Source organism: Leadbettera azotonutricia ZAS-9, from assembly GCF_000214355.1.
Lineage (GTDB): Bacteria > Spirochaetota > Spirochaetia > Treponematales > Breznakiellaceae > Leadbettera > Leadbettera azotonutricia.
In genome coordinates this window covers 1909086-1928688 of sequence record NC_015577.1, presented here as the reverse complement: position 1 = coordinate 1928688, position 19603 = coordinate 1909086, and the positions used below count along the sequence as shown (strand labels likewise).

General features: G+C 48.6%; 17 protein-coding genes. 3 read left to right on the top strand and 14 right to left on the bottom strand.

The genetic code is table 11. The features are described from left to right. Positions 1-2: 2 nt before the first annotated feature. The 4 genes from TREAZ_RS08390 to TREAZ_RS08375 all read right to left on the bottom strand — a co-directional run bounded on the left by TREAZ_RS08390 (position 3) and on the right by TREAZ_RS08375 (position 7927). Complete coding sequence (locus TREAZ_RS08390; RefSeq protein ID WP_015711401.1) at positions 3-530, bottom strand: OmpH/Skp family outer membrane protein; 528 nt, start codon at positions 528-530, stop codon at positions 3-5. Between the two features lie 10 nt (positions 531-540). Beyond that, positions 541-3078, bottom strand: a complete 2538-nt coding sequence (gene bamA / locus TREAZ_RS08385) for an outer membrane protein assembly factor BamA (protein WP_015711400.1) — start codon at positions 3076-3078, stop codon at positions 541-543. A gap of 58 nt (positions 3079-3136) precedes the next feature. Further along, positions 3137-7612: a translocation/assembly module TamB domain-containing protein gene (locus tag TREAZ_RS08380; RefSeq protein WP_169312623.1), complete on the bottom strand. Its 4476-nt coding sequence runs from the start codon at positions 7610-7612 to the stop codon at positions 3137-3139. Between the two features lie 75 nt (positions 7613-7687). Beyond that, positions 7688-7927, bottom strand: a complete 240-nt coding sequence (locus tag TREAZ_RS08375) for a Uma2 family endonuclease (protein WP_015711398.1) — start codon at positions 7925-7927, stop codon at positions 7688-7690. 136 nt (positions 7928-8063) lie between these two features. Between TREAZ_RS08375 and tmk the strand changes: the two genes are divergently transcribed. Continuing rightward, complete coding sequence (gene tmk / locus TREAZ_RS08370; protein WP_015711397.1) at positions 8064-8705, top strand: dTMP kinase; 642 nt, start codon at positions 8064-8066, stop codon at positions 8703-8705. 216 nt (positions 8706-8921) lie between these two features. Here the strand turns inward: tmk and TREAZ_RS08365 are convergent, their stop codons facing one another. Further along, the gene (locus tag TREAZ_RS08365; protein WP_015711396.1) at positions 8922-9269 is read right to left on the bottom strand and encodes a helix-turn-helix domain-containing protein; all 348 of its coding nucleotides are present in this window, start codon (positions 9267-9269) and stop codon (positions 8922-8924) included. A gap of 232 nt (positions 9270-9501) precedes the next feature. On the opposite strand from TREAZ_RS08365, the gene TREAZ_RS08360 reads away from it, so the two are divergent. Next, positions 9502-10611 (top strand): transposase, encoded by a 1110-nt coding sequence (locus TREAZ_RS08360; RefSeq protein WP_015711395.1) that lies wholly within the window; start codon positions 9502-9504, stop codon positions 10609-10611. 481 nt (positions 10612-11092) lie between these two features. Here TREAZ_RS08360 and TREAZ_RS18235 read toward each other — a convergent pair whose 3' ends face one another. The 8 genes from TREAZ_RS18235 to TREAZ_RS08330 all read right to left on the bottom strand — a co-directional run bounded on the left by TREAZ_RS18235 (position 11093) and on the right by TREAZ_RS08330 (position 18113). Then, positions 11093-11569 carry a hypothetical protein gene (locus TREAZ_RS18235; protein WP_083820268.1) on the bottom strand — a complete coding sequence of 159 codons (477 nt, stop codon included), beginning with the start codon at positions 11567-11569 and terminating at the stop codon, positions 11093-11095. A gap of 102 nt (positions 11570-11671) precedes the next feature. Further along, positions 11672-11884: a hypothetical protein gene (locus TREAZ_RS17730; RefSeq protein WP_169312622.1), complete on the bottom strand. Its 213-nt coding sequence runs from the start codon at positions 11882-11884 to the stop codon at positions 11672-11674. Then, entirely contained in the window at positions 11884-12372 is a 489-nt protein-coding gene (locus TREAZ_RS17725; RefSeq protein ID WP_083820267.1) for a YkgJ family cysteine cluster protein, read from the bottom strand. The genes TREAZ_RS17730 and TREAZ_RS17725 overlap by 1 nt, the downstream gene beginning before the upstream one ends. 161 nt (positions 12373-12533) lie before the next feature. Continuing rightward, on the bottom strand, positions 12534-14141 hold the full coding sequence (locus tag TREAZ_RS08350; RefSeq protein ID WP_015711391.1) for an L-serine ammonia-lyase, iron-sulfur-dependent, subunit alpha: 1608 nt from the start codon (positions 14139-14141) through the stop codon (positions 12534-12536). Between the two features lie 17 nt (positions 14142-14158). After that, a complete protein-coding gene (locus TREAZ_RS08345; protein WP_015711390.1) occupies positions 14159-14914 on the bottom strand; it encodes an amino acid ABC transporter ATP-binding protein in 756 nt (251 codons plus the stop codon). Beyond that, entirely contained in the window at positions 14911-15627 is a 717-nt protein-coding gene (locus tag TREAZ_RS08340) for an amino acid ABC transporter permease (RefSeq protein WP_015711389.1), read from the bottom strand. Before TREAZ_RS08340 ends, TREAZ_RS08345 begins: the two co-directional genes overlap by 4 nt. A gap of 28 nt (positions 15628-15655) precedes the next feature. After that, entirely contained in the window at positions 15656-16489 is an 834-nt protein-coding gene (locus tag TREAZ_RS08335; protein WP_043923003.1) for a transporter substrate-binding domain-containing protein, read from the bottom strand. Between the two features lie 112 nt (positions 16490-16601). After that, positions 16602-18113 (bottom strand): ATP-binding protein, encoded by a 1512-nt coding sequence (locus TREAZ_RS08330; RefSeq protein ID WP_052297663.1) that lies wholly within the window; start codon positions 18111-18113, stop codon positions 16602-16604. Between the two features lie 31 nt (positions 18114-18144). Between TREAZ_RS08330 and TREAZ_RS18065 the strand changes: the two genes are divergently transcribed. Further along, positions 18145-18378, top strand: coding sequence for a hypothetical protein (locus TREAZ_RS18065; RefSeq protein ID WP_148257760.1), 234 nt, complete (start codon positions 18145-18147; stop codon positions 18376-18378). Between the two features lie 110 nt (positions 18379-18488). Here the strand turns inward: TREAZ_RS18065 and TREAZ_RS08325 are convergent, their stop codons facing one another. After that, positions 18489-19598 carry a transposase gene (locus tag TREAZ_RS08325; RefSeq protein ID WP_015711387.1) on the bottom strand — a complete coding sequence of 370 codons (1110 nt, stop codon included), beginning with the start codon at positions 19596-19598 and terminating at the stop codon, positions 18489-18491. Positions 19599-19603 lie beyond the last annotated feature (5 nt).

Sequence of the window (19603 nt, the reverse complement as noted above, 5' to 3'; positions counted from 1 at the left end):
AATTAGCGGCGCGCTTTATCCAAAAGGTTCTGGATAAGCTTGTCGGTTATATCAACGGTGGGACTGTACCAAAGTATGCCGGTATTTTCTTTCAGGTTAAGCACCATGCTGTAGCCCTCGCTCTCTGCGATGAAGCGGATTTCGTCATAGACCTGCTCCAAAAAAGAGCTCGACTGGGTGAGCTTTGCCTTCTGGCTCTCTAGTTCCGCAGTCTTGAGCTTGTAATACTCTTTAAGGTAATCGGACTTGCGGTTTATTTCCGATTCGAGCCTGAGGGCCTGTTCCTGGTTTCCCTGGAATTCGGCGTTGATCTGGTTGTTTTTAAGGGCCTGGATCTCCGCATTCATGCGGTCAATCTCGCTTTGCACCCTGGCGCTACGCTCTTCAAATTCACGTACCGCCCTGGATTCCCTGAAGAACGACACATAGACCCTGGGGAGATCCACCACCGCAAAACGGGTAAGCTGCTGTGCGCCCAGCCAGCCCAAGCCTGAAAAAGCCAAAGCGACAAATACAATCAATCTTTTCATACATGCCTTCCTAATAAGTAGACAGGGCAAAGCTTATAACAAAGTCCAACCCTTTTGCAGGGTTGCTGCTGTTGCGGCCTATGGCGCCGCCTTGCCACTTCACCGAGCCGTCCTGAATCAGGAAACGCTTTGCCAGGCTGAACCTGAAGGGGAATTGGGGTATGGTGAAGCGGAAACCCCCTCCAAAGCTGAAGCGCATAAAGAAGGTGCTAAAATCAGGCGAGCTTTGATCGTCGGCCCCGAAGGATGAGAACAAATCCCCCGGCTTTGCCTTGACGCCCGCCGCGTCGAAGAAGAAATCCCATGCCAGTATGCCCGGCACCACAGGAAGGCGGATCTCGGCCCAGTTTTCCCAGAGGGCAAAGCCTTTCCGGGAATATTCGCCGCTCCAGCCCCTGCCCACGAACATGCCGTCTACCGCGAGCTGGTTGGCTTCTTCTATGATAGGCGCGTCATTGAAGGGCTGACGGAAAATAAACGAAAGCCCCGAATGTATTCCAAAGACCGCTTTGAATGCCCAATTGTCTGTTATAGGGATATTGAACATGGTGATGTACCATTCAGCCTTGGTATCGGTCCTGACATAATGCTCCTGCTCTATGCCCAGCAATCCGTAATACCCTATGCGCTGAATGCCGTAATAGCCCTTTGAAGGATCGTAATACACATCCCTCTGATCCAGGGCAAGGCTTGTCCATACCGAAGTGGCAGGAGTCCAGATATTGTTTTCATTCCGTAGGACCGGATCAAAGGGCCGGTAAAGATCAGAATCGAAAACACTGCGCACAATGCCAAGCCTGACGCCGCCTGAAAGGGTAAGGTTGCCTACGAAGGTAGACCACCTGTAGCCAGTGGAAACGCCCAGAGACAGGCGCCACTGATTATAGGGCAGGAGGAATTCGCTGGAGGGTATTTTCCCTGCTTCCACATATTCTTCGCGGGAACCAAAACCGTCGGGGAAAGCATAGGCCTTGTCGCTGTCATCGTTGTTGAAATAAGGGGGCATATTATCCATGGCGGCAAGGCGTTTTGTATGCTGCACGGTAAAATCGAAACTCCCCGAAAGGGGCAAGCCGAAAATCCATCGCTGGGTGTAGTCGAGGGAAGCGCTCTGGGTGTCAGGAGAAGCATTTACTTCCGCCCCTATCTGGTTGCCCGAGCCGCGGAAATTCCTGTCGTTCCATCTTACCATGCCCGAAATCGGGAACGCATCGGGATCCGAAGAACCCGAGAAGGTCAGACCGAACTGCACATCCGTGGTCGGCTGCTCTTCCACATTGATCACCAGATCCATGAGGGCATCGGAGCTGCCCACAGGGGTGTCAGGAATCACATTGGAGAAATACTGGAGGTTGTAAAGATTGCGGAGGCCGTCCATTACCTTTGCTTTGGAAAAAATATCCCCCGCTTCAAGGGGAATTTCCCTGAGTATTACATTATCCTTGGTTTTTTCATTCCCCCGGACAATGATGTTTTCGATATGGGCCCTGCCCCGTTCCACTATCATTATATTGAAGGTCAGCAGCCCCTGGCTCGCGTCACGGTTCGGCACCGGCTCTATGCGGTTAAAAAGGTAGCCGTTTTCGAGGTAGAGATCGGTTACCCGCATAAGATCGGCCTGGATCTTTTTATCGCTTACCACATCCCCGACTTTTGAATACACCAGGGCGGCAAGCTGCTCAGTGGTAAAAATCTTGTTCCCCTCAAAGGTGATACCGCCAAAGTTATAAATGCGCCCCTCATAAAGCCTGAAGGTGATGGTCAGGTTGTTTCCACCCTTCTCATCCTTCCTGATTTCCCGGCTCACATCCACTATTTCCGCGTCTATATAGCCCCTATCATGGTAGTATTGGGTAAGGGCCTGCCGGTCCGCGATAAGCTTGGCTTCCTGGAAAGCCCCGTCCGCAATAATGCCCTTGGTTTTTAAGGTCAGCTGGCGCTGAAGGGTCCTGGCGGAAAACACTGAATTCCCTTCGAAGCGGAATTCCTCGATAGTGATCTTCTCGCCCTCTTCAACATAAAAGTTGACCACCAGAGAGCCATTGGCGCCGGGCACCATTTCGGAGCGCACTTTAATATCCGGGAAGCCTTTTTCAAGGTATTTATTGGTGATAGCCAGCTCGTCCACCCTGAGTTTGGCCTGGGTTGCCACGTCATGGATTTTGAGGGTCACTGTGTCCAAAAGCTCGTTGCGCCTTAGGCCGCTGTTGCCCACAAAGTTTATGCGGGAGACCTGGGGCCTTTCGGTGACTGTGAAGCGGAGTATGACTTCGTTCCCTTGGGTGTCCGCCCTTAAAGCCGTAGGGTTGATGGTTTCAAAGTATTCCAGGGCATAGAGCTTGCCCAGTATTTCCCAATAAACATCATCGCCGAAGCTTTGGCCCAGGTAGGGCTCGGTAATACCGTCCAGTTCATTGGATTTTACATTGTTTAGTCCATCGAAAACAATATTCTTTATGGGTTTGCCCTGGTACCATTCCACATCCTGGGGAAAAACGGAAAAAACCGTGACAGCCGCCAATAGCAACACTAAAAACCTAAAGCGCATCTAAGCTCCTTCATTCTGACTATACCAGAAAAACAATAATTAAGGAAACCTACCCCTGCTAGAAGGATCTCCTCCATGTAAAGGTAAAAGAAACATCGTCAATGAACCAGTTTTCCGGGTGAAGGGGCAAAATATTAAGCTGGATATTAAAGAGCGGGTTCTTCATTTCCAGGCCTATCTCGGGTTCAAACCTGATGCCCCCCCAGGTTTGCTTTGTCTCATCATAACGCCACGAAAACAAGGATTGGACAAATATATCCGATCCAATGTATTTACCTAAGAAAACAGTAGTGTTATCGAAATAGTTACCGGCACGGCGCTCTCCGGGCATAGTTTCTTCTCCCGTAGTGCCTGTTCCGCTGCCGGTGGAGGGGGTATTCGACCCATTGTTGAAGCCTGCAGCCTGGAAAACCATGTTTTGCAGCACCTGGGTACGCACGGAGAACATGTCCAGCCCAAGGAAGTTCCTCACTACCCGCTGAAACCGCCTTGTAACCGCAAACTGGGTAAGGGCGTCGGCGCTGGCCGAAATCAGTATATTCCGCTGGTTCGTTTGATCCGAAGCCCCCTGGGGGTTCTGCCCCAGCATGGAGAAGATTTCAAGCTGCGAAAGGGGCGGGTTGGACTCGAAACGGGGGGTAAAGGACTTTAGGGGAGCATAATCGATGAGCATGGATATGGTTACAGGCCCTTCCTCCCCCTGATCGCGGATTTCCGCCCTGGCGGATATTCGCGGATCAAACTGGAGCTCGCTTTCGTTGAAGAACAGGGTGCCTTCCCGGAGATAGAAATTCCGCTCCAGGTAGAAAATCTCGCCGCTTCGGAGTTTGACATCACCCTGCAGGGTAAAACGCCGCGAAACAGCGTCGCTGGTGATATGTATGCCCGTCCCCATGTCCGTATAGGCCTGCAGAACAGGAAAATCAGCGCTGGGCCAGAAAAATTCCACCCGTCTGCCTGTTTTTATGGTTATGTCTATCAGGGTGGATATGCTTGAAGTATGGGGCTGAAGGCTTGCAGTCTCCATGGCGGCCAGCTCATCGCCGTTAAGGCTGATCTCGGTATTTTGGGCTGTAAGATCCCCTGAAACCGTAAAGATCATGTCCTGCATATCCAGATTGAGATGCCCTGCAGCCAGGCCGTGGGCAAGAATGCCGGAAATATCGAGGCCAAAGGGGATGGCTTTTTCCTGGGGCACCACGATATCCATATTGAAAATGTTGGGTATCCAGCGGTCAAAACGGAACCATGCCGAAACCAACCCTGAGCCATTCCCGACAGCAGCATCCACGGGGCCAAAAGACATCTCATTGCCGTTCAGGGCGATGGCCACCGGCACAGGCCGTATAGGCGCTGCAATGAACTGGGGCACCAGAATTTTCAGGCTGGTTGCCCTGGCTGAACCGTAAAATTCCGGATCGCTCAAAGGCCCTGCTATATGTATGGCCCCGGTTACAATGCCTCCGGGGAAGGCCACCACAAAATCAGGAGGGATGAACCCCCAAAGGGTCCCCATATCCACATAGAGATCCGAAACCTGGGCGTCGATTTCGCCGGCACTGATGTTCCCGATAAAAGCCCCCCGCACCGGGGATGGGCTTGAGAGGGCTGCGTAAAAGTCGCCCCCCCTGCTGCCCGGGACAGAGGAATACCTGAATCGTATCATATTCCTGGGCCCTCCCGAAACAGCAATTTGAGGGCCTGCCTCGTTTCGGACAGACGAAAAGGCAAAGCTGAAAGGCTCGTCGGCCTCGAAGGTATCATAGCGGGCTGTGTCCATGGCAATAGAGCCCGAGATTGAATCCAGGGCATCCTCTATATTGAACCAGGAAGCCAGGGGCTGGAATTCAGCCTGCCCCCTGAGGGAAATATCAAGGCCCCTGCCTGCAAGAGCACCATGCAGCTCTGCCCGGACCTCCGCCAGGCTGGCACGGCGGTCTACCCTGAAATAGGGCATAGTCCCTTCCAGGCCGCTGTAATTCAGGGTGAACTTGTCCAGGAAGAACACATTCGGGTTCAACGATGCGCTGGCCTCGACCCTGACATCGGTATCGTTTAAGCGGAACACAAGGGAATCGAGATCAACCTGGGCTTCGAATTCGGAGCCTGTCCTCCATGACAAGCTTGCGTTCCCTGCGGCTACCGCCCCGTATGCATTTTGGGCAATGCGGGCAAGCTGCATGCCTTCCCCTTTCAGAAAAAGGCCAAGGGTTTTGTCATTATAAGAAGCGGACAGATCGTAATGCTCTTTCCCCTGGGTATCAAAAACTGTTGCCAGAAGCCTCAAATTTTGGTATCCCTTGTCCCAATCAAGGGACAAAATGCCTGAAAGGGCACCCCTGCCATCGTCGTACAATAAATTGGAAATTCGGGCCCCGTCCTGATCCGCCAGACCCGACAAGCGCAGGGAAGCGTAAGAAGAACCCGGCGCCGCTATATCGCTTATTTCAAAGCGATCCAGATCCGCGGACCAGAGGTCAAGGGAATCGTAGCGGAGGGAAGCCATAAACGAAAGGAGGGCGTTCTGATCCCCTGAAGGTATGGGAATGTTTTCCCCCTGCACATAGCCCGAATAAGAACCCATGCCCGCTGCGCTGAGATAGGCCTGGAAGCCATAGGACCCCCTTATGCTCAGGGATCTCCTGTCCAGGACAGATCCTTCCAGGAAATAAATCAGATCCTTGTGGTTGGTCTGGAGGGAGAATGAAATATCGTCGGGATTTGAAAAATCGGCAAAAGCCGAAAGCTCGGCCTCGCCGCCCCCCCAGCTGATGCGGCCCTCTTCAAGCTCGAACCTCCGATCCGTCCCCGAAAGGGAGGTGATGGCCAAAATGTCCCTGGGGCCTTCATAAGCAGCCACAAAACGGGGGGCATTGTAGAGCATGTGCTCATAATCGGTGGTAAAGAAAATTTCCGTGGTCACAGAAAGATCGTCCACCGCGCTTAGTGAAATGATCGGCAGGGTTGTTCCCAGGGGCTTTAGCAATTCCAGTATGTCCCTTACGGAAAACGAATCCAGCCTGAGGCTGGCCTGTATATGGCGCGGATCATAATCGACAGATCCGTCAAGGGAAAAACTGCTCAAGCGCACATCCCCGTAGGAATCCAATTCTTTAAACCTCATGGCGGACAAGGCAAAGGTAAGCCCGTCTTTTTCATGGATCACAGAACCATCCAGGCCCGACAAGGTCAGGTTCCCGGCGCTGAGATTCTCGCCAAAAAAGCTAATCTTCTGACCGCTTGAATAAATGGAAAAAGCAGCATTGAGCTTTTCATGGGGAGCTTCGGTGCCTGCCAGGCCAAGTTCGGAAACCACAAGGTTTCCCGTAGGGGTGAGGGGATTATAGTCCAGTTTCCCGTCGAAGCGAATATTGCCCCTGGATGAATTTACAGCCAGTTCCTCAATCGATACGGCTTTTTCATCTCCGTTGCCCTTTATGGCAACAGAGGCTGCCCCAATGGGCGACCGGGCAGGTATGAGACCCGAAAGATCAAAATCGTATACAGGAGGGCCCTGGGCGCCGGTTTTTTCAAGGGAGGCCTTGCCCGAAAGCCTGAGCAATGCCCAGCTGTTGTAATCCTTCCATGCACCGGTAAGGGTGACAAGATCCTGAAGCGAAAAATTTTCGCATCCGAAAAAAGCGGCAAGCTTTTCCTCCTCCAGGTCATAGGTAAAAGCCAAATCCATAGGGGACTTGTCATAAATCTTCCTGACTTCGAATTTTTGATCCCTGAAAACTATGCTCACCGAAAGCGGCTTAAGCCTGAAAGAATTCCCTGCCAGGGAGGGGATGACAAAATTCCCCCTGCCCTCCCCATCCACCCAGGAGTATTCCCCATTAACCCTGGCGTTCATGGCAGCATTCAGGGAAGGCGAAGGCGCCCCCATATTCAATTCGCCCCGGGCATTCCATTTTCCCTGGAAGACAATGCGGCCTTTGCGCAAAGATACATCCAGCCCCAGGTTTTGAAGTTTAAAATTCCAGGGAACAGAATCTGTTCCGGGGCTGCTCATGAATTCCGATTCACCGTTTCTAAGGCGTATCTGGAAATTTTCAGGCAATAATGATGAAAAATTCGCCGGCCGTTCATCCTGGCTTGGCTGGGCGAAAAGACGTTTCAAATCCTGATCTTTTTCGAAGTCCAGAGTCAGGATAGGCCGGTCAACCCGGACAGAATTGAAGGCTTCGCTGATTTTGCCCTGGAGAAGGTTAAGGAGCGAATAAGACAGCCTGAGCCGCGAAACAGACAGGATGCTTGTGCCGTCATCACGCAGTATCTTTACATCCCGTAAGTCCAGAGTTCCAAAGATCGAAGGCCCCAGGGAACCGTAAACCAAGGTGCGGCCGGTAAAAACCTCAACCCGAGTGATTAAACCGTCCCTTAAACCCTCCATAGCAGCGATCATGGTTGACTGAATGGGGCGCAGCACCAGGGAGGTAAGGACCACCATAGCCGAAAAGCTGAGAAAAAATACGCCTGTCCTTATGAGGGTGTTCGCCTTCCAGCTCCCTCCCCCGAATTTCAGTTCCAAAAAGGCCCATTCCTCCATTATCAGTATCGACTACCTTGCCCCTCTTGGGCAATGAGTTATGGGACTTGACCATATCTAGCGTCTGGACATCTCCTGATCTGCGTATGCTGCGCCCAGATCAATGGCGCAGTCAGGGAGGATTGCGACCGGCACGGGCTTGTCAAATTCGTACTGGCTGAGGGAGTAGGTTTCTTTTTCCAGAGTATAACGTAAAAGGATCTTGTTGTCCGGATCAATTATCCAGTATTCCCTGACTTTGGCCTTCTGGTACTTGTTGAGTTTATAAACAGCGTCTATGCTCGCGGTAGAAGGCATCTCATAGGTCGTCCCAGGTCAGGAGGTCAGCATAGGTATAATGCTCGTCAAGTTTTATTGCCTCTGTCACTTTCAATCTCCTGGTTCACAGTATAGCAGAAATACGGATCACAAGCTATGATAAGATTAACCAGCTATGGAAATCCTAACGAATTTTGCAGTTTTTGAAGGCGGCGACGGCTCTGGCACCACTACCCAGCTAAAATTGCTCAAGGAGCATTTCAGCCTGGCCGGCAAGGGCCTTCCCTCCTTTTATGATACTTTTGAGCCTACTGACAGCCCTATAGGGCGCATTATACGCAGCGGCTTAAAGCACGAAACCGCCTTAAAGCCCGAGACCATAGCCTGCCTTTTTGCGGCGGACCGTTCTGAGCATCTCTACGAGAAAAACGGCATTATAGAGCGTTGCGCCAGGGGGGAACTGGTTGTATCCGATCGTTATATTCCCTCCTCCCTGGTGTACCAGGGTATCACCTGCGGGGAGGAGCTTCCCTCTTACCTCAACAAGGATTTCCCCTGCCCTGAAGTCATATTCTTTTTTGATCTGGACCCCGAAACCGCCCAGAAACGCATGGAAACCAGGGCGTCAAAGGATATTTTTGAAGAACTGGAATTCCAAATCCGGGTGCGTTCCCTTTACAAGGCCATGCTGCCCCGCTTCCGGGATCAGGGCGTCAGGATCGAAATTATCGACGCATCCAAAAGCCCCGGCGAAGTTGCCGCGCTGGTCTGGAGGGCCTTGCAGAAAATGCTGATATTCAAGGGATTTGTATTATAAGACGATCCGATCCGGGCTTTTTCCCCCTGAGTTCCGCAAAGCTTCGGGGGCCATGAGGACACAAAGGAAGGGGAAAAAGTGGATAGCATAGGTCAGCATCCGAATTCTCATAGGCACAATCCAGCATTTTTTCCAGCTCTTCCGTCCTTTGTATGGAATTCTTCTTCCTAATAAAGCTTAATCTGAAAAAACCGCAAAAAATAGACCCACTTGAGATTATTCTTTATCTATATTCTCTTTTTGGATTTTCAACAGCCCTTTCGATTGTTCCAATAAATAATCTCTCAACGGTTTGTCAAGTTGTTTAAATATATCAATTAATTTCTCAAGTTGAATATCAGGCGGCGGCACCGAAAACATATCACCATCACCATTTAATAACCAATCTTTGTTAACGTTAAATTCTGTAGAAATTAACAAAATTGTTCTGTCTTTTACTTTCCGGTTTCCCAGTTCAATTTCACCTAGTAAGGTTGGGCTAATAAATATCCGTTTAGAGAATTCCCGTTGGGAGATATTCAGGAACGTCCTGACTTGTTTTATCCGTTCTTTTATTCCGTCCATTCCATAATCCTATCAGTACCAAAATAACAGATAAATAGATTTTACTCAAGATAATAGTCTCTTTTCAGAACTGTATGAAAAAGTAGACGGTTGAATATGTTAGCATTTTTTTGAATAGTATTTTTTATTGTTTTATTAATGAGCCGATTTCAAAATCAAAATAGATTGAAAAAATGAGGACAACCCGCTAAGATAATTTGAACCACCAAAATATCAAAGGGAGAGTCCTCATATGAAGAGCATAACACAAATCATCGGCGGGAAACAAGGTCTTTTTGAAGGGTTCCATGAATTACAGCAGTTTTTCGAGGAACATTTAGGCGGCGAACACAGGAACTTTATCTTAATACTGCAAGTCATAGAAAGCTGCTCTCCTCGCCTGATTCATACCTACCGGGGTGTCGGAAGGAAGGCGTATGATTATATGAATTTCTTCCGGGCCTTTTTTGCGGTGAACCATTTTGGCATACCGAACATGAAGGCGCTTGTGGAAACATTACGGTCAGACCCCAATCTACGCCAGCTCTGCGGATTTAAAAAAGTCCCCAGCAGGACAACATTTTCACGGCGTCTTAACGATATCAGTAAGGCGGATGTACTGAATGATATATTGGATGAATTAGTAAAACAGGCATACAAAGATTTACCGGTTATCCATATCTGCCGGGATTCAACCGCGATAGAATCCCGGGAAAGTCCGAAGGAGAAAACCAAAGGAACAGTCCCAAAAGCGCTTAAAAAGCGGGGAAGAAGGCCCAAAGACGCTCCAAAAACGATAAAAGAACCAACCGTTCTTGCGCAACAGGCCAAAAAGGATATTTCTGAAATCACGAGGGAATTAAACCAGGAATGCGCCTGGGGCTGCAAGAAAAACAGTCAGGGCAAGGTGAGTTATTGGAAAGGATACAAATTACATCTTGATGTTACCGACACAGGGTTTCCGGCAAGCGCCTTTGTAAGCGGGGCAAATGTCCATGACAGCCAGGCGGCGATACTGCTGGAGAAAATGACCATGGGGAAAGTCAGACATTTATATTCTGTAATGGATGCGGCCTATGACGCAAAAGACATTAAACAATTTATACGCCGTCACCGCCGGGTTCCCGTTATCGATCCCAATTCCAGAAATGATAAAATCTGCGCACCCCTTGATCCGGCGAAACAGGAACGGTATAAAATTCGCACGACAGTCGAACGGGCCTATTCGCATTTAAAAGACAATTTGATACCGGGGAAAATATATGTCAAAGGCAATCGCAAGGTTACTTTTGTCTTGATGATTGCCGTACTATGTTTGGCGGCGCAAAAATATCTACACTACTTTAAGCCTTGTTTGGCTTGATTTTGAAATCGGCTCTATTGTTATATTATTAAGGTATTCACAGGTTTCTGAAATAATAAATCGTGAAAAAGGTGGTAAGATATGATTTGGGGTACGCCTCCGTTGTCTGTAAGCGAGTGGGATGAGTATGAAGAAATAAAGGAAAAAGAAGAAGGTGATGACGATAAAAAAGATGAAGACGAGGAACAGACCTAAAATTAATTATTTAAGGTAAGTATAAACAGTGGCAATATACCCCCTGCCCTTTTTTGCGGCAGCAGTACGCTCCGGGGATCACCGCAAGTACGCATTGCATCAGCTGAAAAACGAGGGAAAAGAAAAACTCATTCGGCTTGACGGGAAGCTCGTGAAGCTCAAGGCGACTGGGAAAAAACGCACGAAGCGGAAGGGGAAGAAAATCTATGGGCCGGAGGTCATTGCCGCCCTCCGCCTCATCTGGGCCTTCTTCTGGTATCGCTGTGGGAAGCTTTTAGCTCCCTTTCTACGCTCCCAGATGGCCTTTATCGCCGTACGGGAGGCCTTTCATATCACTCCGGAAATCCAGTCCAAACTCCTGACCATAAGTCCGGCGACTATTGACCGGGCACTGAAAGAAGACCGAAAAAAGTTGACCTTCCGGGGAATAAGCGGGACGAAATCGGGGAATCTGCTCAAAAAGCATATTCAGGTCAGAACCCATTACCCCTGGGATGATCGAAAACCGGGCTTTTTTGAGGTTGACACCGTCCATCACTGCGGCGAACGGGATACGGGAGAGTTTAATCTCACCCTGACCGCCACTGATGTCTCTTCCGGCTGGGTTGAGCTCTTCGCCTTGCTCAATAAAGCTCAAAAATGGGCTTTTGAGGGGCTTTCTTCTCTCCCCCACATCCTTCCGTTTCCCCTCCTGGGTATCGATAGTGACAATGACAGCGAATTTATCAACCGTACCCTCCTGTCCTGGTGTGATGCCAACCACATTACCTTTACCCGCTCCCGCCCCTACAAGAAAAACGACAACTGTTTCGTCGAACAGAAAAATTTTAAGTGCGTCAGAGAATATGTGGGCTATCGCCGCTCTTTATCTTTTTGGATATTTCAGCGACATGCAGACGCCGCCCACAGTACCGAAAAGCCAGGGCGGAAGACCTGCCAGAAAGTGTTCACGGTTTTCGGGACTGGCTATATCCTCGGGGGTCAGCCGTTCCAGGATGGCGGAAATTTTAGACTTTATCTGGGACGGCAGCTGCGGCGCCGCAATGGAGCCGCGGACACCAAAAAAACGGATTTGCATCAATACCCCCCCTTAGGGTTTGAGGTCTTCCTTATAATAACGCTTTCTCTATGCTGTTGTTCAAGCCAGTCCTCTATTACTTCGGCAGAATGGAGTTTACCCTGCCCCATGCCCGGACAAACTTCCGCCGTTGACTTCCACGCCCGTTTGGAATCAAGTACTGCGGGCCAGAAGGGAAAAGACCTGCACTGCAGAGGCCGAGCTTCGTAAACAGAACAACCGTCCTTCCAGAAAATGCAGTCCAGATTGGATTTCTCCCTGAGCGATAGCCGCTCAGAACCGGCTGAAAAGGGAACCCAGCGGCAAAAGGCTTCCATAAATTCAGTATATCCCATTTTCAAAGACTTTGACAGAACATAAAGGTCCTTTTCGGAAAGAAATACAAAACCACTTTCATACCTGCAGCATGCCGAACATTGAGTACAGGAAAATTTGAGACCTTTACTATAGAAAGGGCCGCTGTCCTCAGGACTTTGAGTATTCTTCATAGCGCATGATCATAGTAACGGTGAAATCAACAACCCCGCGGCAAGCCGCGAGGTATGTTGTTCTCTTAAGGAATTGGACTCGGGGCTTAATACCTTTTTAACCGCCCCAAGGGGCGGGGTATTAACCCCCTCGCCACGAATAAAGAGGGTTCAAGGCCTGTTCAAGACGCGGCCGCCTCCCACCTCATCTTTCCTTCCATTACTTCACCGGAAAGGAAGCGCTGACACTTTTCTGCAGTGGGGGTACAGTTGGTTCCACAGTCGGCGCCGCAGATCGCTTCGGGGTAAAGATTCCTGGTATGCTCGATAGCGTGAAGTACCTCGTGGTAGGGAATAAGGGGATCTATGCCGCTCAAGGCCATATCCGCATAAAGGGGGGCGGTAACAGCCGCCCGAACCGTACGGGTAAGGCAGGGGAATTCGAGGCCTCCGGGAATGGGGTCGCAGGGTATGCCTATATTGGCCTGCAGGGCCATTGAAGCGGCATGCTGAACCTGCTGTCCTGTGCCGCCCGCCATCCAGGTGATGGCTCCCGAAGCCATGGCGCAGCATATACCCGATTCACCCACACAGCCCGAAGCCCCCGATGCATGACAGTTGGAAAAGGCAATGGCGCCCAGCCCTGCTGCTACTGCGAGGCCTTCCAGCTGCTTTTGACGGGTAAGGCCTCTGGCTTCCCTGACGCCTTCCAGGGCGGAAAAAAGATAGCCGCCGCCAGTACCCATGGGGCCGGGAACAATTTTTACCCCCGGTATTTTGGCATTTACGGAAAAGGCATAATCCATGATGCGGGATGTTAACGAATCCTGCAGCACTTTGCCGGACTTCTTATAACGGTTCCATTGTTTGCCGTACACAGGGAGCAAGGGGGTATCGGGAACGGGATCAATGCCCTGATCTTCCAAAGCATGTATCTGGTTAAGCAGTATGTCGCGGATATGTTCAAAGTATGCCCAGATGCGTTTTTCATCCCAGCCAGAAAAGGCTTTTTCGTAGGCAATGGCAGCTTCCACAAAAGAAATATGTTTTGCTTCTGCATAGGCAATCCATTCATCAACATTCTTAAAAAGCTGGGGCTGCCGTCCGTTAAAACTCACCACCGGAAGCAATGCCCTATAAACAAGGAATTCTTCCGGGGCAAAGTTTTCAAGATCCTTTTCTGCAGGGAGTTCTGAAAACTCAACAAATCGGGCTTCTTCTCCGCTGGCGGATTTAAGGATTTTTTGCGCTAATACAGCGCTGCCTTGATGTTTTATTAAGGTGTCGATTTTAGATTGAACAACGCCGGGTTTAAAAAACAGTGCGTTGCTGTCACCCTGCCATTCAACAGGGAAGCCGTTTATCTCGGAGATAAGGATCATGCCGCCGCCTATGGATGCGCCGATGAGCCTTCCTTTTTCACCTTTATCGCTTTCAAGATCAAAACAGACTGATCCGGGGTAAGGAGTATCTTTATCCAATGCGCCGAATTCATAGGATATTTTATTTTCCCTGGCCAGTTCATGGGACTTGAACAATCGTTCGTCATCGGTTGCAAAACCCTGAAGGCCGCCCAAAAAGGCGCGGTCTTCCATCATATTGCCGAGCTTGCGTATACGGCCTTTATCGCTGAGGTTAAAGCGTATTTTTGCTCTTTTTAATTTGCCCTTTATGGTAAAAGAGGCGGCGTGCCCTACCCTGCTGTTTCCTGCAAAACTTGAAGAAGACCCAGGCTGCATTATAGGGCCGAACACATCATTAAAAAAATCGGGATAAAAAATCTTGCTCATTATATTCCTCCAAAATACTACCAAACCACTTCAAAATCGCGGTTTTTCTGCAGAAATTGCCGGGTTCTCTCGTGTTCAGGATGATTAAACACCTGTTCGGGTTTACCGTCCTCGACAATATTTCCGCCGTCCAGCAGGATCACCCTGTTGGCTACTTCACTTACAAAACGCATTTCGTGGGACACCAGAATCATGGTCATCCCGTTCCCGGCAATACGCTTGATTACATCCAGAACTTCTGCCACCCATTCGGGATCGAGGGCACTGGTTGGTTCATCAAACAGCATCACCTGGGGATCCACAGCCAGGGCCCGGGCTATGCCTACCCTCTGCTGCTGGCCTCCCGAAAGCCGGGAAGGATATTCATTGGCTTTGTCTTCCATTCCTACTGTGTGCAGAAATTCAAAGCCCTTTTCTTCTGCTTCTTTTTTGGGGATATTTTTTACTATTAATAAACTTTCTGTTACATTTTGCAGGGCGGTTTTATTTTTAAAAAGATTGTAATGCTGAAACACCATGGACGACTTTGAGCGGAGCCTGTGTATATCAACTTTTTTCGCAGTTTCCGCATAAACGGTAACATCGTCCAGGGTAATGGAACCGGAATCGGGCTTTTCAAGCCAATTTATAGTCCGCAGCAAGGTTGTTTTGCCGGTTCCCGAAGGACCAATTATAGAAACAATTTCACCTTTGTTTATCCGGAGGTCTACTCCCTTAAGCACCTGATTACTGCCGAAACTTTTGCTTAGGTTCTTAATGTCCAAAATGCTCATGCAGTAATGCTCCTCTCGTGTTTCCTGGCGCCCTTTTCTGCTTTGGAAAGGAGACGTGAAATAATGGTACAGATCACCCAGTAAATGACAGAAACCACCACATAAATTTCGAAAAACCGGTAACCCCGGGAACCGACTATTTTTGCCCTGGCCATTAAATCGATAATGGAAATCGTAAACACCAGCGATGTTTCCTTGATAATGGAAACCAGGGTATTTGCCAGCGGCGGAATGGCGATGCTGAAAGCCTGGGGAACTACAATGCGCCGTAATGCCTGGAAAACGCTCATGTTTACGCTATACGCAGCTTCGAGCTGGCCCACGTCCACTGCCAGGAGGGAACTCCTGATAGTCTCGGACATAAAAGCAGCTGCATTAAGGGACAGTGCAATTATGGCAAAAACAAGACGGGGAACACCGTTCACGTTAAAATTGGTTCCCCAATATTCGTTGAGGGCTTTTAGAATAAGAGGTATGCCGAAATAAACCAGCATGATCTGAACCAAAGCAGGGGTACCCCTGATAAAGGACACATACACTTTGCTTATTTCGGTAAGAACCTTCACATTGAAATACCGGATAAGAGCTATTACCAGGGCCAGGACCAGCCCTATAATAGCGGACACAAATGCCAACAAGAGGGTAATCGGCAGGGCTGTAAGAATTTCCGGAACCGACTGTATCATAAAAACAGGATCAAAAATTCTCCCCATAGTTACCCCCGTGTTTTATTTTATTGGATTAAATATCTGCTGCCAAGGCCTCTTTGGTGGAATGATCTTTGCCGAAGAAATATTTCTTTGACAGTGAAGACAAGGTTCCGTTGGCATGAAGCTGCTTTAAGGCAACATCAATACGATCCCGAATGACTTTACCTTCCGGTGTTTTGGGGAACAGGAGATGAATAGAACTGGGCGCCCATTCGGCAATGGTGCTTCCGTCAATTTTAATTCCCAGAGATTCTGCTGTGAGCTGGGTGGTAACAATTGAAGAGATGGTAGCGTCCACCCGTCCGGAATCAATTTCTGTCAGAGCGTTCACGATATTACCGTCAGTATAGACAATTTCTATCTTGGCCCCTGACTGTTTAATATGATCCTCAAGCTGGGAGGTGGTATTGGTCCCCACACCGGCGGCAACTTTTTTGCCTACCAGGTCTTTTAAGGAATGAATATCAGTACGTCCGGCTTTGTAAACCAGCTGTGATCCGCCCCAGAGATATGGTTCAAGGGAAAGATAATACTTATCTTCGCGCTCTTTGCGCCAGGCCAGATCGCTGGCAATCAGATCAAAATCGCCCCCTTCAAGGGCCACAAAAATGCCGTCCCAGGCGGTAGGATAAAATTCGAAAGTGTATTCGGGGATCAATTCATCCACTGCCCGTATTACGGCTGCGTCATACCCGTCCACTACCCCATCTTCCCGTACATAGTTGTAAGGCGGATAGGCGCCTTCTGTCCCTACCCTGATGGTCTTTACCCCTGACGCCGAGGCCTTGGAATCCTTTGATCCCCCTGCAAAAACCACTGAACCTATGGCCAAGAGTACCAAGGCCAAAACCGCAATCTTCTTCATAGAAAACCTCCGATGTATTAAGACCCTTATAGGTCTTGTTATCAGGGTAATCCTACTGACTTACTAGGATAGTGTCAAGCATATAAAGAGGTTTTGGAGAATTTTTTTGCGCTTATGCACAGTTTATACTGCCCCCGGTAAAGGATCTTTCTTCGCCTTGCGCCCAGAGGGAAACATTCCCGCTGTCATTCATTTTCTTTCTCAGTATATACCGGTTTATCATCCCTGTAAGAAGCATAAAATTTATGGGTTTGCCGATATGATCATCCATGCCGGCCTCAATACATTTGGCAATCACCTCGCCGCCTGTATCAGCAGTTACTGCAATAATGGGTACACCGGCAGCGCCGGGAAGGCCGGATGCACGGATACGGCGGCTTGCTTCAAAACCGTCCATTTCCGGCATGTGGAGATCCATCAACACAAAATCGTAGGCGCCGTTCTTTTCGGTAAACTTGGCTAGGGCATCAGCGCCGTTTACAGCACAGTCAATCTGTACCCCTGTTTCTTCCAGCATTGCCTCGAGTATATCCCGGTTCAGCTCCACATCATCAACAATGAGGAAACGCTGATTGGTAAAAGACAGATTATCTTCCTCCGGCGTCGTATTGCTCTGTACAGCAGGGAGTTCTACTGGAATTATACAGGTAAAAACTGATCCCTTACCGGGTTCAGATTCCACCCGTATTTCTCCGCCCATTTTTTCAATTATCCTTTTGGAGATGGGCAGACCCAGGCCCACTCCGTAATAGGTACGGCTGATACCATTATTTCCCTGTTCAAAGGGGGTAAAGAGCCGCGACATCAATTCATCAGTTATGCCTATCCCCGTATCCTTGATCTCAAAACAAAGCATCACCGTGTCGTTCTGTTTATCTGCGCTGACCGAGAAATTAATGGAGCCGCCTTCGGGAGTAAACTTCACTGCATTGCCCAGGATATTGGTCAGAGCCTGCTTCAGTCCGGCCTCGTCAGCCAGAATCAGATCGGGAAGGTCAGAGGCGGTATTCAGGGTAAAATTCTGTTTTTTAACTTCAGTATAGCTGGAGGTCAGTTCTGCCAAAGATTTCAGTACAGAAGACAGACTGCACTCCTCGGCCGTCAGGGAATAGCTTTTATGTTCAAACTTAACCCAGTCAAGAATATTATTGATAATGTCCAGCAGATCATGGGCCGATTCTCTGATCCTTCTAAGACAAAACTTGCGGCGTTCATCATCTTCTGCAATTTTTGCAAGGTCCGCCATACCAATGATCCCATTCATCGGGGTACGCATTTCATGGCTCATACGGCTGATAAAATCATTTTTTGCCTTGTTATAGTACTCCGCCTGTTCCTTTGCGCTTATCAGTTCCTGCTGCATTGAAATCAAATCGGCCACATCCGTGATGGTAGCGCCAATACCGATTTCTCCATTCTGCGAAGCTACCGTAAAGGCATTGATTGAGTGAACAGATTTTTTTCCATTCTTATTAACAACAGGCAGAGTGAGATCAATTCTCCCTTTTTTAAGGACATCCGGAATATATTTATCTTTTATCATGTCAAAATTCTCAGGATCAAGGGTAATGCCAAGTCCTTTGAAACGGTCTTCTTCTTCTGTATAGCCTGTACTTTTACACATTGCAGGATTTACATACTTAATATTCCCTGCGGTGTCCATAAGAAGGCAAAGGCAGGAAATAGTTTATACTGGTACCTATACTATTACTCCTCAAGAATTTACTTCTGGATATACTATTTCAGGTATTCCTTCAAATTTTTATTTTAGTGGTGATATTGCGTATGAACCACGAACTTTCTATGTTGATAATGGTCTGGCCGGCGGTCCAGAAGGTTATACTGTAGCAGTTGGTAGAGCTATAGATGCTGTGTTTTTTTTGAAGTAATTAATCTTCCGAGGTAGGGGCTGTCCCAGAAGTTATTTTCTGGGCAGCCTTTTTTAATGACAATCGTCCTGTTGATTAGGAGAAAAGTATCTTAAGAGCCGATTTCAAAATCAAGCCAAACAAGGCTTAAAGTAGTGTAGATATTTTTGCGCCGCCAAACATAGTACGGCAATCATCAAGACAAAAGTAACCTTGCGATTGCCTTTGACATATATTTTCCCCGGTATCAAATTGTCTTTTAAATGCGAATAGGCCCGTTCGACTGTCGTGCGAATTTTATACCGTTCCTGTTTCGCCGGATCAAGGGGTGCGCAGATTTTATCATTTCTGGAATTGGGATCGATAACGGGAACCCGGCGGTGACGGCGTATAAATTGTTTAATGTCTTTTGCGTCATAGGCCGCATCCATTACAGAATATAAATGTCTGACTTTCCCCATGGTCATTTTCTCCAGCAGTATCGCCGCCTGGCTGTCATGGACATTTGCCCCGCTTACAAAGGCGCTTACCGGAAACCCTGTGTCGGTAACATCAAGATGCAATTTGTATCCTTTCCAATAACTCACCTTGCCCTGACTGTTTTTCTTGCAGCCCCAGGCGCATTCCTGGTTTAATTCCCTCGTGATTTCAGAAATATCCTTTTTGGCCTGTTGCGCAAGAACGGTTGGTTCTTTTATCGTTTTTGGAGCGTCTTTGGGCCTTCTTCCCCGCTTTTTAAGCGCTTTTGGGACTGTTCCTTTGGTTTTCTCCTTCGGACTTTCCCGGGATTCTATCGCGGTTGAATCCCGGCAGATATGGATAACCGGTAAATCTTTGTATGCCTGTTTTACTAATTCATCCAATATATCATTCAGTACATCCGCCTTACTGATATCGTTAAGACGCCGTGAAAATGTTGTCCTGCTGGGGACTTTTTTAAATCCGCAGAGCTGGCGTAGATTGGGGTCTGACCGTAATGTTTCCACAAGCGCCTTCATGTTCGGTATGCCAAAATGGTTCACCGCAAAAAAGGCCCGGAAGAAATTCATATAATCATACGCCTTCCTTCCGACACCCCGGTAGGTATGAATCAGGCGAGGAGAGCAGCTTTCTATGACTTGCAGTATTAAGATAAAGTTCCTGTGTTCGCCGCCTAAATGTTCCTCGAAAAACTGCTGTAATTCATGGAACCCTTCAAAAAGACCTTGTTTCCCGCCGATGATTTGTGTTATGCTCTTCATATGAG